The 15,689-nt window shown below is 46.5% G+C and carries 17 protein-coding genes; 13 read left to right on the forward strand and 4 right to left on the reverse strand.

Translation table 11 applies throughout. The features are described 5' to 3' along the window. Nucleotides 1–29: 29 nt before the first annotated feature. From ZMOB_RS08865 to xth, 7 genes are all read left to right on the forward strand, one after another. Nucleotides 30–1,055 carry an aspartate-semialdehyde dehydrogenase gene (locus ZMOB_RS08865; RefSeq protein WP_011241190.1) on the forward strand — a complete coding sequence of 342 codons (1,026 nt, stop codon included), beginning with the start codon at nucleotides 30–32 and terminating at the stop codon, nucleotides 1,053–1,055. A gap of 217 nt (nucleotides 1,056–1,272) precedes the next feature. Further along, on the forward strand, nucleotides 1,273–2,025 hold the full coding sequence (locus tag ZMOB_RS08870; RefSeq protein ID WP_014501219.1) for an alpha/beta fold hydrolase: 753 nt from the start codon (nucleotides 1,273–1,275) through the stop codon (nucleotides 2,023–2,025). A 229-nt stretch (nucleotides 2,026–2,254) separates the two neighbouring features. After that, complete coding sequence (locus tag ZMOB_RS08875; RefSeq protein ID WP_014501220.1) at nucleotides 2,255–3,049, forward strand: response regulator; 795 nt, start codon at nucleotides 2,255–2,257, stop codon at nucleotides 3,047–3,049. A gap of 67 nt (nucleotides 3,050–3,116) precedes the next feature. Then, a complete protein-coding gene (locus ZMOB_RS08880; protein ID WP_011241187.1) occupies nucleotides 3,117–3,815 on the forward strand; it encodes a sigma-70 family RNA polymerase sigma factor in 699 nt (232 codons plus the stop codon). Between the two features lie 213 nt (nucleotides 3,816–4,028). Beyond that, nucleotides 4,029–5,042 carry a M23 family metallopeptidase gene (locus ZMOB_RS08885; protein ID WP_014501221.1) on the forward strand — a complete coding sequence of 338 codons (1,014 nt, stop codon included), beginning with the start codon at nucleotides 4,029–4,031 and terminating at the stop codon, nucleotides 5,040–5,042. A gap of 91 nt (nucleotides 5,043–5,133) precedes the next feature. Beyond that, a complete protein-coding gene (locus ZMOB_RS08890) occupies nucleotides 5,134–5,481 on the forward strand; it encodes a HesB/IscA family protein (protein ID WP_014501222.1) in 348 nt (115 codons plus the stop codon). Further along, nucleotides 5,481–6,266, forward strand: a complete 786-nt coding sequence (gene xth, locus ZMOB_RS08895; protein ID WP_014501223.1) for an exodeoxyribonuclease III — start codon at nucleotides 5,481–5,483, stop codon at nucleotides 6,264–6,266. The genes ZMOB_RS08890 and xth overlap by 1 nt, the downstream gene beginning before the upstream one ends. Before the next feature lie 78 nt (nucleotides 6,267–6,344). Here xth and ZMOB_RS08900 read toward each other — a convergent pair whose 3' ends face one another. Together ZMOB_RS08900 and ZMOB_RS08905 are read right to left on the reverse strand one after the other, a co-directional pair. After that, a complete protein-coding gene (locus ZMOB_RS08900; RefSeq protein WP_011241183.1) occupies nucleotides 6,345–7,502 on the reverse strand; it encodes a hypothetical protein in 1,158 nt (385 codons plus the stop codon). A gap of 135 nt (nucleotides 7,503–7,637) precedes the next feature. Further along, a complete protein-coding gene (locus ZMOB_RS08905) occupies nucleotides 7,638–8,459 on the reverse strand; it encodes a sterol desaturase family protein (protein ID WP_014501224.1) in 822 nt (273 codons plus the stop codon). A 154-nt stretch (nucleotides 8,460–8,613) separates the two neighbouring features. On the opposite strand from ZMOB_RS08905, the gene ZMOB_RS08910 reads away from it, so the two are divergent. The 3 genes from ZMOB_RS08910 to ZMOB_RS08920 all read left to right on the forward strand — a co-directional run bounded on the left by ZMOB_RS08910 (nucleotide 8,614) and on the right by ZMOB_RS08920 (nucleotide 10,714). After that, entirely contained in the window at nucleotides 8,614–8,862 is a 249-nt protein-coding gene (locus ZMOB_RS08910) for a hypothetical protein (RefSeq protein WP_011241181.1), read from the forward strand. Between the two features lie 329 nt (nucleotides 8,863–9,191). Beyond that, a complete protein-coding gene (locus ZMOB_RS08915; protein WP_011241180.1) occupies nucleotides 9,192–9,866 on the forward strand; it encodes a hypothetical protein in 675 nt (224 codons plus the stop codon). Between the two features lie 2 nt (nucleotides 9,867–9,868). Further along, nucleotides 9,869–10,714 (forward strand): N-formylglutamate amidohydrolase, encoded by an 846-nt coding sequence (locus tag ZMOB_RS08920; RefSeq protein WP_014501225.1) that lies wholly within the window; start codon nucleotides 9,869–9,871, stop codon nucleotides 10,712–10,714. Between the two features lies 1 nt (nucleotide 10,715). On the opposite strand, the gene lptG is transcribed toward ZMOB_RS08920, so the two are convergent. Beyond that, nucleotides 10,716–11,810, reverse strand: coding sequence for an LPS export ABC transporter permease LptG (gene lptG, locus ZMOB_RS08925; protein WP_014501226.1), 1,095 nt, complete (start codon nucleotides 11,808–11,810; stop codon nucleotides 10,716–10,718). Then, a complete protein-coding gene (lptF, locus tag ZMOB_RS08930) occupies nucleotides 11,807–13,018 on the reverse strand; it encodes an LPS export ABC transporter permease LptF (protein WP_011241177.1) in 1,212 nt (403 codons plus the stop codon). Before lptF ends, lptG begins: the two co-directional genes overlap by 4 nt. 127 nt (nucleotides 13,019–13,145) lie before the next feature. Between lptF and ZMOB_RS08935 the strand changes: the two genes are divergently transcribed. From ZMOB_RS08935 to ZMOB_RS08945, 3 genes are all read left to right on the forward strand, one after another. Continuing rightward, complete coding sequence (locus tag ZMOB_RS08935) at nucleotides 13,146–13,685, forward strand: DUF2141 domain-containing protein (protein ID WP_014501227.1); 540 nt, start codon at nucleotides 13,146–13,148, stop codon at nucleotides 13,683–13,685. After that, nucleotides 13,682–14,659, forward strand: a complete 978-nt coding sequence (locus ZMOB_RS08940; protein ID WP_011241175.1) for a diacylglycerol/lipid kinase family protein — start codon at nucleotides 13,682–13,684, stop codon at nucleotides 14,657–14,659. The genes ZMOB_RS08935 and ZMOB_RS08940 overlap by 4 nt, the downstream gene beginning before the upstream one ends. Nucleotides 14,660–14,729: 70 nt before the next feature. Next, nucleotides 14,730–15,638, forward strand: a complete 909-nt coding sequence (locus ZMOB_RS08945; protein WP_011241174.1) for a hypothetical protein — start codon at nucleotides 14,730–14,732, stop codon at nucleotides 15,636–15,638. The last annotated feature ends 51 nt before the right edge of the window (nucleotides 15,639–15,689 follow it).

A 15,689-nucleotide genomic window follows, 5' to 3' on the forward strand; every position in this document is an offset into this window, starting at 1 on the left:
TAGACTGATAAGTATAAGTGGAGAAAATAATGGGATATCGGGTCGTAGTCGCAGGCGCTACCGGTAACGTAGGCCGTGAAATGTTGGCGATTCTGGCTGAACGTGAATTCCCGGTTGACGAACTGGCTGTTCTGGCTTCGGCACGCAGTCAGGGTACGCCAATCGAATTTGGCGATAGCGGCAAAGTTGTAAAAGTCCAGAATATCGAAAATTTCGATTGGAAGGGCTGGGATATCGCGCTGTTCGCCGTCGGTTCAGAAGCCACCCAAAAATATGCTCCCATTGCTGCCGCAGCAGGCTGCACGGTTATTGATAACTCTTCTTTGTTCCGTATGGATCCGGATGTGCCTTTGGTGGTGCCGGAAGTCAATCCAGACGCGATTGATCTTTATACAAAGAAGAATATCATCGCTAACCCGAATTGCTCGACTGCCCAGCTCGTGGTTGCTTTAAAGCCATTGCACGATGCGGCAAAGATCAAACGCGTTGTTGTCACGACCTACCAGTCGGTTTCTGGCGCGGGTAAAGCGGGCATGGACGAATTATTCGAGCAGAGCCGCGCGATTTTCGTTGGTGACCCGATCGAACCGAAAAAATTCACCAAGCAGATCGCTTTCAACATCATTCCGCATATTGATGTCTTCCTTGATGATGGTTTCACCAAAGAAGAATGGAAGATGGTGGTTGAAACCAAAAAGATCGTTGATCCCAAAATCAAATTGGTTGCGACCTGCGCTCGTGTTCCGGTTTTCGTCAGCCATGCCGAAGCCGTCAGCATCGAATTTGAAAATGAATTAAGCGCCGATCAGGCACGCGAAATCCTGCGCGAAGCTCCGGGCGTTATGGTTGTCGATAAACATGAAGATGGCGGTTACATCACGCCGGTCGAAGCGGTTGGTGAATTTGCTACCTATGTCAGCCGTATTCGTGAAGACCCGACGGTTGATAACGGATTGGTTATCTGGGTTGTTTCCGACAATCTGCGTAAAGGTGCGGCTTTGAATGCTGTTCAGATCGCTGAATTGCTGGGTCGTCGTCACCTGAAAAAAGGCTGATAGGCTTTTTGCTATCACCATAATAGCTATTCAAAAGGCGGGTTATCTCAATAGCCCGCCTTTTATTTTACAGATAAACTTACCGCCCGCTATAAGTCTAAAGACACAGAAATATTTTCCCGTTTTACCGGAAATGCAGTGTTACAATGTCTATTTTTGTCCTATAAGTCATCCTGATAATTTATTATGATTTTATTCTATAAACTGGAATGATCTTATGGCCGCTTCCTTGAAAACGGCATATTTTACAGCCGATGACGGCGTTAAATTAGCATGGCATGAAATGGGCGATGGCTTCCCGATTGTCTTGCTTCACGGACTTTTTTCTTCAGCCGCAACCAATTGGATAAAACCCGGCCATGCCGATTTTCTAGCAAAATCCGGTTTTCGGGTCATTATGCCTGATCTAAGAGGTCATGGGGAAAGCGGTTATCAAACCGGCGCTTGGCCAAAAACTATCCTGACACAGGATTGTCGCCAGTTGGTCGAGCAGCTCGGCTTAAAAAACTGGGTTCTTGGCGGCTATTCACTTGGCGCTCGTATTTCTGCCCATTTCTACTGGGAAAATGGCCATCCAGAAATGCTTGTTCTTGCGGGTATGGGACTAGAAGGCCTAACAAATAGCTATCTCAATCTCGACCTTTTCCGGCGCGCGATCGAGCAGGATGATTTTCCCCAAGCCTCTATTGAACGTTTCATACAAGGCTTTTTTCGCCAGAGCGGATGTAACAAAGAGGCCATGATCGCTTTGCTTGAAAGCCAATCCCCGCTATCGCCGGATCAGGTATCACAAATATCAGCAAAGACATTAGTCTTATCAGGGAAGCAAGATCAATTTAACGGCTCCCCCCTCAAACTGAAAGACATGTTACCCAATGCGGCGATCGCATGGGTAAAGGGCGATCATATGAGCGCGGTTGGACAACGATCTTTAGCTGTTGATATCGTCGATTTTATGAAAAAGTCATAATGGATGTATTTCCATCAGTGATTTTCTAAAATTCAGAAAGTGAATGAACTGACTTTTTTCAGGGATAGATGAATTTTATACAGCTCAACAGTAATCATTGTTTTTGCTAGGTTAGAATGGTTGATTCGCGAATTCTGCTGCTCTCGGATAGAGATATAATGGCTTTATAATGTCGTCTTCATGAATTCAGTTACCCAATTTTTGTTTTTTTGCAGGAGTATTTATCTTTATGCCATTGGGACAGCAAATAGCGCCATATCTCCCTTTACTCCGTCGCTATGCGCGGGCTCTTACCGGAGATCAGACCTCGGGTGACCGGCTGGTTCGGGCTACTTTGGAAGCCATCATTGCCGCTCCTGAAATTTTCCCGCATGATGTTGACCCGCGTCTTGGTCTTTATACGGTTTTCCACCGCTTATGGCAGCAGCATACCGCCAGCCTTTCCGCTGCCAATCATGACGAAGAAGGCAAGGCCGGTATTGCCTACAGCCGTCTTGCACCGATTACGCCAAAATCACGGCAGGCTCTGCTTCTGACGGCAATGGAAGGTTTCTCGCCCAAGGATTCCGCCTATCTGATGGATGTATCCGAAGATCAGATTGACGTATGGCTGCAAGAAGCAATTTCCGAAATTGATCGCCAGATTCACAGCAAGGTGCTGATTGTCGAAGATGAACCGATCATCGCCTTTGATATTGAAAGTCTTGTCCGCGATTTGGGACATGATGTCATTGGCATCGCAACGACCCGCGATGAGGCGGTCTCTATGGCCAAATCGAACCCGCCGGGATTGATTTTGTCTGACATTCAGCTCGCTGATGACAGCTCCGGTATCGATGCGGTTCAAGACATTCTGAAAGAAATTGATGTTCCGGTAATTTTCATCACGGCTTTCCCCGAACGTCTTTTGACCGGAGAACGTCCAGAGCCGACTTTTTTGATTACCAAACCGTTTCAAGTGGATACAATTAAGGCTACTATTGCACAGGCTTTATTCTGTAATCCTCTAAGTCTCGCCGCCTGATTTTCAGACGGGGTATAAAAAGGCTTGTTTATTGCGCCCGTATCTCAAGATTTTGACGGAGGACAGCATGATCGAAAATCATGAAAAAGAGACAAATTCTCCGGCTTTTGATTCTTCAAAATTAGCAAAAGACAAAAAGGATTCTTCTCCAATTACTGATGATACGGGCGATAAACCGGAACATATTTCCTTATCCGACGAAGATTTCAGAATCCAGCTTGCCGAAGTCATTCCCCATCTCCGTGCTTTCGGCCGCTCACTTTCGGGCAATCGTGACGTTGCCGATGATCTGGTGCAAGAAACGCTGTTAAAGGCATGGGGCGCACGTCAAAGATTTCAGGCTGGCACCAGTATGCGGGCTTGGACTTTTATTATTTTGCGTAACCTATTCCTGTCTCAAATGCGGCGTTCTCGCTTCAGAAGTGAATGGAATGAAGAGGCTGCTGCCAAACAATTGGTTGTTTCTGCCGGACAAGATCAGAATTTGATCTTGGGCGATATCCAGCGTGCCTTGGGACATCTTCCTACCGCTCAACGCGAAGCCTTGATCCTCATCGGGGCAGGGGGCTTTTCTTACGAAGAAGCGGCTGACATTTGCGATTGTGCGGTTGGTACGATCAAAAGTCGGGTGGCGCGCGGACGTGCAGCCTTAGAAAAATTGGTGGATGGTGAAACGCTGGCTTCCCGTCATAATTCCGAAAGTTCAACACGCTCTGCGCTCGATATGATTATGGATGAAGTAAGCGACCTTAGTAACGGCCGCTAGGCCGTTCTTTTGGCGTAATAAAATTGCAGGACAAAGGTCAAATTTCCGCGCAGGAAATGCCCTTTTTTCCTGCTTTTTTTGTAAAAAGAGCGTCTCTCTTTTCCTGAAAATGATTTGAACGCATCAGAGCTTCTATTCAGCGTATCTGTGACCGCATCCCCTTGCCCATTTGTTGAATAACAGTATCAATAAAAAGGCTGATGGGAGAAGGTAATGATCGCCAAAGACTCTATAAAAAATAGAGCGACCAATGTCGCCGCGCAGGATGAAAAAGGTATGAAATCTGAAAATAATCGTTTTTGGTTAAAAGCAAGTTTATTGGCGGTTATGATTTCCTCTCCGGCGCTGGCATCCAAACATCACGCTTCGACTAAATCCAGCTCCCACTCTTCTTCTCATGCAGCAACGCTTCATCAGAAAAAGAGTGCTGCTTTCCATACCTCTTCCAGTCATTTTTCTTCGTCAAGCAAGACAGCTTCTTCAAAAACGGGTCACTTTTTTTTGGCGCAGCATCAAGGCGGTCGTTATGGCAGCCATTACGCTATGTCGCGCAACGCCTCCCGTTATGCCGTTGCTCATAGAAGTTTTTATCATGGCTTCCAGCCAATTTCGATTGACCCGTCGCTTCAGATGGTAAACGCCTCTCAGGAAGAACCCATCAATCGCGATAACCAGTATCATAAACTTTTCGTCTCATGGGCAAAGGCTGATACGGCACAAACGGAAAAAGCCGCTGTTGTGCCTTCTGCTACGCCGGTGAATTCCCGTTTCCTGCTGACCAGTCCTTTCGGGGTTCGTTCCGATCCTTTCCACCGCCATGCCGCTATGCATGCGGGCGTTGATTTGGCCGCTCCTTACGGTACCCCCGTTTATGCCAGTGCTGATGGCGTTGTTGATCGGGCAGGGGGCGCTTCTGGTTATGGTAATCTGGTGGAAATCGACCACGGTCATATGATCCAGACCCGTTATGGCCATTTATCCCGTATTATGGTTCACGAAGGCCAAGCGATCAAACGCGGCGATCTTATCGCTTTAATGGGGTCAACGGGACGTTCCACGGGTAGCCATTTACATTACGAAGTCCGTATTCAGGGCGAAGCTGTTAATCCGGTGCCTTTTCTGGCTGTTGATTCCTATCATATGGCTATGCTGGATAATGTCTCTGCCGGTGCGCAGGGTGGACCTGAAAAAGACGTCAAGGATGTCAAAGTCCATCATCATAAATAATCGAAAATGGATATCGCTAAGATCGAAAATCACTTTCAATAGCCTTGTCATGACAGCTTGTCTGTCATGATTTCCGGCTTATTTTAAAGAAATGACAAACAACCCAACCGACAAAGCAGCGATTATTTTCAGCCCAGAAGCCGCAGAACGCGTTGCGGAAATCGCTCATCAGCAAAAAAAGCCCGCCATATTACGCTTATCCGTAGAAGGCGGAGGATGCTCCGGTTTCCGTTATCAGTATAATTTGGCTGATAAACCAGAAGCTGATGATTATCAGGCACCGCAAGGTGACTCTCTGCTTATCGTCGATCCTGTCAGCTTTGATCTTTTGGCAGGTGCCACCGTCAATTTTGTAAAATCTATCAATGGTGCAGCTTTTCAAATCGACAATCCTAATGCCGTTTCCGGTTGTGGTTGTGGCTCCAGTTTTTCGATCTAATGCGCAAGATTGCTAGCTTTAATGTAAACGGTATCAATGCTCGTTTACCCCGATTGATAGAATGGCTTGAAAAATTTCAGCCCGATATTCTCTGTCTGCAAGAATTAAAATCGGATGATGCCCGTTTTCCTCAAGAAGAAATTGAAAAAACGGGATATTACTGCCTGTATCACGGACAAAAAGCCTATAATGGCGTCGCTATTCTTTCAAAAGAACAGCCTAAACTTATCAGAACAAGCCTTCCTGACGATCCTGACCCGACACAATCACGCTATATTGAGGCCGCGATTGATAATTTAACGGTCTCCAGTCTTTATCTTCCGAATGGCAACCCACTCAACAGCTCCAAATATGACTATAAATTGGCATGGTTCAAAGCCTTTTTGGCACATGCCCGTTCTTTATGGCAGCAAGAAAAATCGGTTATTCTTGCTGGCGATTATAATGTCGTGCCGTCTTTCGATATAAAAGATATTCGGAATGCTGCCGCGCTTGCCGATAATGCGCTGTTAGCCCCCGACAGCCTTTTTTATTGGCGGCAATTATTGGCCATGGGATGGACAGATAGCTTGCGTGTCCGCCACCCATCTGAACCTCTTTACAGTTTTTGGGATTATCAGGCACAAAGCTGGCCGCGCGATGACGGTATGCGGATCGACCATATTTTGCTTACGCCTGATTTGGCCGATGGCTTGACCGATTCTGGTGTCGATCGCCAGATGCGAGGGCAAGAAAAGGCCAGCGACCACGCCCCCGTCTGGATAGAAATTGACGATAAAAAATAATCGTCGAGAAATTACTGTTTTCTAGGAAAATCTTTCTTATCCCCTGACAATCGGTCGGGTGGATAAGAAAGATTTGTTTTAAATACTTTTGCTATAAATACGGTAAATGCGGTTCACTTCACTTTTAATCGCCGTTGCAATCGACCGCATTCCCTGATTATTATCCAAAATCCAGCCAATTTCGCCTCTGGTCGCGCCAAAGTCTTTTACTGAATTACGCCGGATATATTCAATCATCATAAAGGCCATCTGCCCAGCCAAACGCGAGGCTTGAAATTTTTTTCTGACCCCCATCAAAGGCACGCGCATCGTTCTTACTTTAGGATGTCGGAGCCACCACAACATTTTAACAAAGTTGAAGGGGAACAGCTTACCTTTAAACTCAGCCAGTTTTTCATTCACATCTGGCAAAGTCATCATAAAGGCTGCGGGTTCGCCGTCAATTTCAGCAATCATCACCAATTCGTTATAAACGATAGGCTCAAGATTATGACGGGCATGTTCGATTTCATGATCGGTTAACGGAATATAACCCCAGTTTTTTGACCAAGCATCGTTCAAAATATCCATCAGGATTTTGGCTTCACTAATGAAGTCTTTTTTCTGCGCCTGCCGGATTCGGATACGGGGATTTTTCTCGCCTGACGCCACAATTTTCTGAATAATTTCAGGGAAAGGCTTGGTAATATCTAGCTCATAGGTAAACAGGTCTTTGATGCCCTGATAACCGTAGGATTCAATCCATCCGCGATATTCGGGACGCTGATGTCCCATCATAATAGTCGGGGCATGGTCATGGCCTTTGATAAGCAAACCCGGCTCTTCCCATATCGAAAGGCTGATGGGGCCAATCAGTTTTTTATTGCCGCGTTTTTCGTGCCATTCCTCGACCGTTTTCAGCAAGGCATAGGCAACCTCTTCATCAGCCGCTTCAAACATGCCCCACATACCGACATCTTTGCCACCCCCTTGCTCGGGCGGGGATTCTTGCACCAATCGGTCAATCTGTGCTGATATCCTGCCCACCGGCTCGCCATCTCTTTCAGCTAGAAAATATTCTGCCGTGGCATGTTCAAACCACGGATTTTTCTGACTGTTCAACTGCTCTCTTAATTCGCTACGCAAAGGCGCAATCCAGTTTGGATTGTCTTTATTCAGCTTATAAGCAACTTCAATAAAGCGGTTCAGGTCACGGTTTTGCTTCGTGCCAATAGGATAGATTTTCAGATCAGCCATAAGGATATATCAGGCCTCTTCATTTTCAAAAGACGCTTTGAGGCGCAAGGCTTGACCTTGGCACAAGCGGTAGAAAGACAATCGGAAACGGAATACTACCCCTCGATAGCATCCTGACACAGAAATGATGCGAAATCAGCGGATATCCTGTATTTTATCCACTTCTTCAAAAGAGCTTTTATAGCGGTCTTTTTCTTTTGGGCTACATAAAACTTCACCGCCAGAATGTTCGGCAACCCACGGATATTTCTTGGCAATTTCTGGCGTATAGCCCAAATTAAAGACCGTCGAGCTTTTGTTCGGACGCTCACGGCGAACGTAATATGTCCCGAGTAATTTATCCCAAAAGAAATTGGTAATACCGAAATTACCATCTTCATCATGGAAATGATGTTCCAGATGACGTTTCTTCATCAAAGCCAGCCTTTTGTTCTTGGGTTTATACCCCAAACGCTGGATGCAATGACAGAATTCATAGAAACAGGTGCTTAACAAACCAACGGCATAACCGATACAGGCACCTCCGAAACCCCCTATAAGATAGCCGGGGAGGGCAGTTGCCAAAGCAACCGAAGGCAGTGTCGTATAAAGCGCCCCGAATAAAACCTCTAAATGGTCGGGATCAAGATGGTGGTCATAGTGAATCCGTTTCCATAGTCCCGACAGGAAAGGGACTTTAAACATCCAATGACCATGCATAATCCAGCGATGGGTGACATACCAAACCAATGGAAAACCCAAAATAGCGACAGCGATTGAGGCGATAGTCGGTAAAAGAGGCGCAGGCTTCCAAATATAAAGGCCGATCATAACAGCGGCCAATGTCAGATAGGTCAAAATCGTATAATATTGGAAATAGACGACAACCAACTCTTTCAATGTCATCCGTCCAAGATAATGCGACTTTTTCCAGAATCGGGAAGCTGTTTTTAATGTCTTGGCATCAGTTGTGTTCATCGTCATAATCCTCGCAGATCCGAAAGACACCCGTCAAATCGGGTCACAATCGGAACCGAAGTTCAGAAGGTTGTTGCTTTTATTAAGGCGCAATAAGGCCTTTTTGAGGCAAATTTAAACAATAAAAACCCGAAAGTTTCCAAAAGGCATTATTATGAAAATCAACCGTTGCATGTCTGCACTTTCAAAAACGGTTCTTTTAAACACAGCCATAATTGGCCTTGTGCTTGGGAATATGGCCGTTTCCGGTTGCAAAGACAAAACGCGCGATCTTCAAAATGCGACTCTCCATCCCGATACCGATATCGCTTTGGGAACAATCAATGACGAAATGGCCAGCGAGAGCATTTTTGAAGAGGAAAGCGATAACAGCATACAAGCCACCAGCTTACCTGCAAATTAAAGACGGTAATTAGCTTGATGATGGATGTTTTTTGGGGTGATGAAAGCAATAAATTTTCTTAAAAATAGCTGGCAAGGCGGGGATATTTTCGTCTCCGGTTACTTTCAGCTTTTTTGTTCCGAAAAAGAAAAAATTGAATAGCCAAACACGCTAAAATATGTTCTTTCCTGTCCAGATGGTTTATAAATCGGACAGCGTTTTAAAAGCTGTCATAAATCACTTATTAAGCCAGACTGTATAAGCAGCCTTTATCTATTCCGACCTTCCTTCTTTCCTATCAAGATGTTTCAGGTCGGCTAGCACGTTATTACATCGGGAGAGCGTATATTATGGTCATTTCTTTCGGTCGTCGGATAGCCTCTTTTCTGACGGCAGGGTTTATTTCAGCCGGATTGCTGGCCTCTGCACCGGCCTCTGCAAATACTGGATACCTGTTTTGGTCTCCGCATGATTTTTCCGGTAAACCGGTCAAAGACAATGATCCTTCGGTCGTTCTTCCCCTTGTTAATGCTACACCGGCAGAACAACGCGCCAATCTGGTCTGGACATTGCGGTCAGGGTTGAATGTCGCCGCTTTGCAATGCCAATTTGCCCCTATTCTCGAAACCGCGCATGTGTATAACCAGCTTTTGGCAACGCATAAACGGGAATTGGCCTCTGCTTATACGGCTTTGGGTGGCTATTTCCGGCGGACAGGTGGCCGTTTTGGTCAGGTCAAATTTGACCAGCATTCGACCCAGACCTACAACCGTTTTTCAACTATGCAGGCACAGTTGGGCTTCTGCGATACGGCCGCTTCTATCGCTCACGAAGCGATGATTCATCCGAAAGGCAGCCTGTTCACTCTGGCTGAAAAACGGATGCAGGAATTTAAAAACAGCCTCGTTCCGGTAAAAGACATTCTTGCACCGACCGTAAAACTGACTTCCGAGCCGCCTTTACCGCCTTTCAATAATGAATGTTGGGATAAAGATCGCCTCAGCCGTAAATGTCAGGCTGGCTGAAAGTGAAAGACAGGCCGGCCATTCTCCCCTTAGGAGAGTGGCCACCTAAAAGGCCGGTTTTATTAACGGTTCCTCATGCAGGCCGTTTCTACCCCGAAGATTTGCTTGAAAAATTACGCTGTGAGCCGGAAAAACTGATTATCTTTGAAGACCGCTTTGCCGATCTTCTCGTAGATAACGCGGTTTCTGCCGGTTTTTCAGCCTTGGTCGCCTGTTCACCCCGTGCTTTAATAGATTTAAACAGGCATCATCTGGAAATTGATCCGATGATGATTGATCCCCCTTTGCCTTTGGATAGCGTTATTTTAACGTCCCGCTCGCGTAACGGCTTGGGGTTATTCCCGAATTATCTTGCTGGCTTTGGCGGGCTATATCATCATCTTTTACCTTATCAGGAAGCCCGCCATCGCATCGAAAATTATCATGCTCCGTGGCATGGCCATATCGCTGATATTTTAGGCAATATAAAATCCCGTTATGGTTCCGCAATCTTGCTCGATATTCATTCCATGCCGCCTTTGATACCGGATGAGAAGGGAGAAGCCGCTGATATCGTCATTGGGACGGCCTATGGACACAGCGCCTCTTCGGAAATAACCGCTGTCATTGCTGAAATAGTCGAAAAACATGGCCTGAAACCGGCTTTTAACAAGCCTTATGCAGGGGGCTATACCGTGGACAGACATGGAAAACCGTCTTCCTCGCGCCATGCCTTACAAATAGAAATCGACCGCGCCCTTTATCTGGACGAGGATTTATATCATCCTTCGGCTTCGCTTCCGGCTATTCGGCAGCTTGTCCATGATATAGCCGAAGGCGTTGCCCAATATATCGAATTATCTCGCTAAATTATTCTTCTGTCCTGATAAGAACGGCTTCCCCGATTAAAAGGAATAAGATGAAAGGCGAGCATGATGCCAATAAAGGCGGATAGGTTCCTAAATTCCCCATAGTGAGGGCGAAGTTATCCGCGACAAAATAAGCAAAACCCAACGACATTCCGATAACGATACGGACAAAAAGCCGACCTGAACGCGCTAATCCAAAACCAGCAACAGAACCCAGAATAGGCATTAAAATAGCGGCAAAGGCGCCCGTAAAGCGATGGATAAGACTGGCTTTCAATTCGTCGGTTGGCCTTCCGGCAGCATCCAAAGCCTTGATAGCACGATATAACGGCACAACTTCCATTTCATCGGCTTTAACATCGGCAAGGGTAAAGCGTTCTGGCGGTAAATCTGTATTGATATCCAAAACAGGTTTTTCCGTGACGGTATCAGCCGCGACATCAAAAGATTTTACTTTATTCAGATGCCAACCATGCCCTGTCCACTGTCCCGTATCGGCAGACAAAATACTGACCAGCGTTTTTTGGGAGCGATTATAAACGGTAATACCGGATAAACGGACATTATCGCCATAGCCTTGGACATTATCGACATGGATAAGATGGTCGCCATCGCGAAGCCAAATATTCACCCCGCTGGTAGCGGCTGGGGGCGGTTGGCCATAATCAACAGCCTGCCAAGCATCCAGCTTTGCCGTCGCGCGGGTGACAAGACGGTCATTAAAGACGAAACTGACGCATCCAATCAGAAAACAACTGGCAATCAGCGGCATCAAAATTTGATGTGCCGAGATACCCGCCGCCTTCATGGAGATGATTTCACTATTCTGGTTCAGGGTGCTTAACGTAATCAACACGCCCAACAGAACCGCAAAAGGTAAAAACCGCGCGATCAATTGGGGGGTTCTTAGCAAGACATAGTGAAATAATTCAGCCTGACCATTCCCTTTAACCGCCAAAATACGCGCGGATTCCCCCAACATATCAAGGGTTTGGAGAATAAAGATAAGGGCTGCCAAAACCGCAAAACATCTGACAACAAATAGCTTCGACAGATAAAAGGCAATCTGGCGTGATGCGAAAAGCCTTTTTATCATGCCTTAACCCCTCCTGATGAAAATCTTTTGAAAAACTGAACAATCCGCGACGAAATACGGGCAAAAAACCATTCCAGCGCACCGATAGGCTGACCACCTGGAATATACGCCAAGGTATAATACATTCGCCAAACCAACAGGCTGAATAAAATAAAAGGCAGCCACATCATAAGAACCGGATTGATCTTCCCCAATCCTCCGATAGTCTGACAATATTGGTTCAGCTTATGATCGGTCACCAGAATAAGGATCGATAAAAACACCCCTAAAGAGGATGTCGAACGCTTGGGCGGTATCGCCAAAGTCAAAGCCAACATTGGTAACAGGAACATCGTCGCCACTTCAACCAGACGGAAATGGAGATTAGCCTGTAGCTGATTGCGGAGTTTTTTCGGTAAATGCTTTTGATGAAGAATAAAAAATAATTCAGTCAGGGTCATTTCCTGCTGATTACCATCGCGACCACGAAAACTCTCAACTGCCGGTAATTTGATCGGCATATCGTGGTTTTCAAAGGTCAATACACGTGGGGTCGTAAAATCAGGGCGGTTATGAATAAGCAAACCATGATTGAGGCGCAAAAGAATGACATTGGGATCATCAGACGGCATGAAACGTCCGTTATCGGCAGTAACCGTCAGCTTTTGACCATTCTCAGGATTTTCGCTGGTTCCAAAAATACCAGAAAGATTTCGGCCGCTATCTTGGCTCCCTTCAACTCTCAAAGTCATATGGGTGCCTAATTTGGTAAATTCACCGACTTTAATCGCGGCCCCCAACGCGCCCGACCGCAATTCATAGCGCAAATCTTCATAGGCATAATGGGAATAGGGTTCAATATAGCCCACAATCGCAAGGTTAACCAACGCAAAGAAGAAGGCAAAAATATAGGGAATCCGTAATAACCGACTATAACTTATCCCGACCGCCCGAAACACATCCAGCTCTGACTGCAAGGCCAATTTGCGAAACGCCAATAAAATACCCAATGTCAAACCAATCGGAATGCCCAAGGACATATATTCCGGTAACATATTCGCCAGCATCCGCCAGACAACACTGACGGGGCCTCCTTGATTGGCGACGAAGTCAAAAAGCTTTAACATCTTGTCCAGCACCATTAACATGGCCGACACAATCAGGGTTGTGACCAAAGGAACAGTGATAAGACGGATCAGATAACGATCAATAGCATTAAAAATTCTCAAGCTTTCTGCGCTCCTCACCATTTTATGGCCGCAATCACCATTCAAAAGTAACCATCCACGGAGACGCCGAATCTTTATGACCGTGCGTCGTTATTTTCGGGCTATAGCTTTGCGGAGTAAATAGGTCATGCTGAAATTGACAGCCTTTATCGCATCCATTCCTTTGATAATAGGCGTAAATGCGGCCAATGCCGCTATTTTAGGGGCAGATGCCGCCGCCTGCCAAAAGGGCGGACAAAAACCCGCTATTCTGGTGCATGTCGAAGGCCTGAAAAACCGTAGCGGCACCTTGCGGGTGCAAGCCTATGATGCCGATCAAAAGGTCTATTTTGAAAAGGGAAAATACCTCACGCGGGTAGAAACCCCGCTTCCCCAAGAAGGTAATATTGATGTCTGCCTGACTGTGCCAAAAGCAGGCGATTACACGGTTTTGGTGCGCCATAAAAATGGTGATACCGACCGCGAAGATGGCGGCGGCTTTTCCGGTAATCCTTCAATGTCGTTAATGGATGTTGCGTTAAAGCATAAACCCCCTCTAAAAGCCTCGACTATTACCGTTGGCAATGGCGTCTTAGATATTAAAATTATTATGAAATATATTCAGGGATTAAGTTTTAAACCAATTGCGTCTCTTGACGATAAGAAGAACAGCGAGGGTACGCGATGACTTCAGTTGCCTTGCTGTCTAATCCACAGTCTACCGGCAATCGGGCAAAGTTACCCGACATCAGGCATTTTTGTATTCAGGAAGACGATGTCTTTCATTACGAAGTGGAAGAGGTGGATCAGATAGGGGAGGCGTTATCCAGTATCGCTCAAACACGGCCATCTATTTTGGTCGTGAATGGCGGGGACGGCACTGTCCAAACTGTTTTGACGGCTCTTTATACCGGCAAATATTTTGAAAAGCATATGGTGCCGCCGGTTGCGGTTCTACCAAACGGCAAAACCAATCTGATTGCCTTGGATTTGGGGGCAGAAGGCGACCCGGTGGTGGCCTTGCAAAAAATTCTGGATATTGCACGCGGTGATCTCGACAGCCATATCGTTAAACGCGAATTGATCGCCTTATCGGATAGCAGTGATAAACCACCGGTTCTCGGGATGTTTCTCGGCGGGGCAGGACTGGCTGATCTTATCATCTATTGTCGTGATACGATTTATCCGCTTGGTTTACCGAATGGTATCAGTCATGTCATCGCGGCATTTGCGCTTCTGATATCCATGTTTATTCGCGCGCCTTTATCCTTTTTACCGCGTGCAGCGCGGCCTATTTCTGTTTCCTTGATGCAGCAAGGCCAGATCAAGGGTAACTTCTCTCTTTTGGTTGTGACGACTTTGGAACGGCTCTTGGTCGGGACACATGTGTTTCAACAAGATCCGCAAGACAAAGGCTCAATGAAACTGATGATGGTTGACCAAAATCCGTTTCATCTTATCCATGCGGTGGCGGCAGGTATTGTGGGGCGGCTCGGGAAAAGCCGTATCAAAGGCGTTCATCTCAAACAGGATGATGAAATCAGAATTGCTGGTGAACGCTCACATTTAATCTTGGATGGCGAAGTCTTTTACGCGGATAACGAACATCCGGTTATTTTGCGGCATACCGAGCCGATTTCTTTTGTGAAACTCGCCGTCTAAATTTTATTGCACTGATCTAAAAGCAGGGGGACTATAACCGCTTTTGGCGGTTATAATATGCTATAAATATATGATGCAAAAATGGAAGAATACGGATGTGCATGGCCTAAAAAGCATCATTGGTGAAGAACTGACAAAGACGGTTTTGCCGGAAATATCCGATATGGCGGCCGCTATTGCTGCACGGCATGGCTCTTCACGGGCTGTTCTTTTTTACGGCTCGGCTTTACGCGCGACTGATCTTGATGGCCTGATGCTGGATTTTTACCTGATTGTTGATGATTATCATCAGGCTTATTCTCATCGCTGGTTGGCATGGGCGAATAAAGCACTGCCACCTAATGTTTTTCTTTTCCGTTACAAGGATTTTGTCGCCAAATATGCGGTGCTGACGCTTTCGGATTTCCGGCGGCTGGCGTCACTTGAAACCTTGTCGGTTTCGGTCTGGGCGCGCTTTGCCCAACCCAGTCGCTTGGTCTGGGCAAAAGACAAAGATTCTGTCACCGCAACAATCGCTGTTGTGGCTTGTGCGGCACCCACTCTTTTGGAAGCAGCGGCACCGCTCTTCTCGGGATCAAAAGATCCCCTTGACCGCTGGCGCGAAGCCTTCCGCTTGACCTATCAAGCCGAATTGCGGGTTGAAAAATCGGACGGTCGGGCTGATCTGATCGTGGACAGCAATCCCGAATATTACCGCCATATTACCCAAGCGGTTGTCGCTCATATCAGCCGAAATTTACCGAGCCGTAAGCAGGCTTTGCGCTTATGGGCAAAAAGAAGATGGCGCGGCAAATGGCTTAGTATTTTCCGCTTGGCCAAGGCTAGTTTCACCTTCGCAGGTGGGCTTGATTATCTTGCATGGAAAATCAACCGCCATGCAGGCACTCAAATCATGATCAAGCCTTGGCAACGCCGTTTTCCGATTATTGGGGCATTAACACTTCTGCCCCGCTTACTTGCCAAAGGCACCGTGCGCTAATAGCTTTAAACGCATCTGAAATGGAAAGAACCGGCCTAGACAGCCGGTTCT

This window comes from Zymomonas mobilis subsp. mobilis ATCC 10988, from assembly GCF_000175255.2.
Taxonomy (GTDB): domain Bacteria; phylum Pseudomonadota; class Alphaproteobacteria; order Sphingomonadales; family Sphingomonadaceae; genus Zymomonas; species Zymomonas mobilis.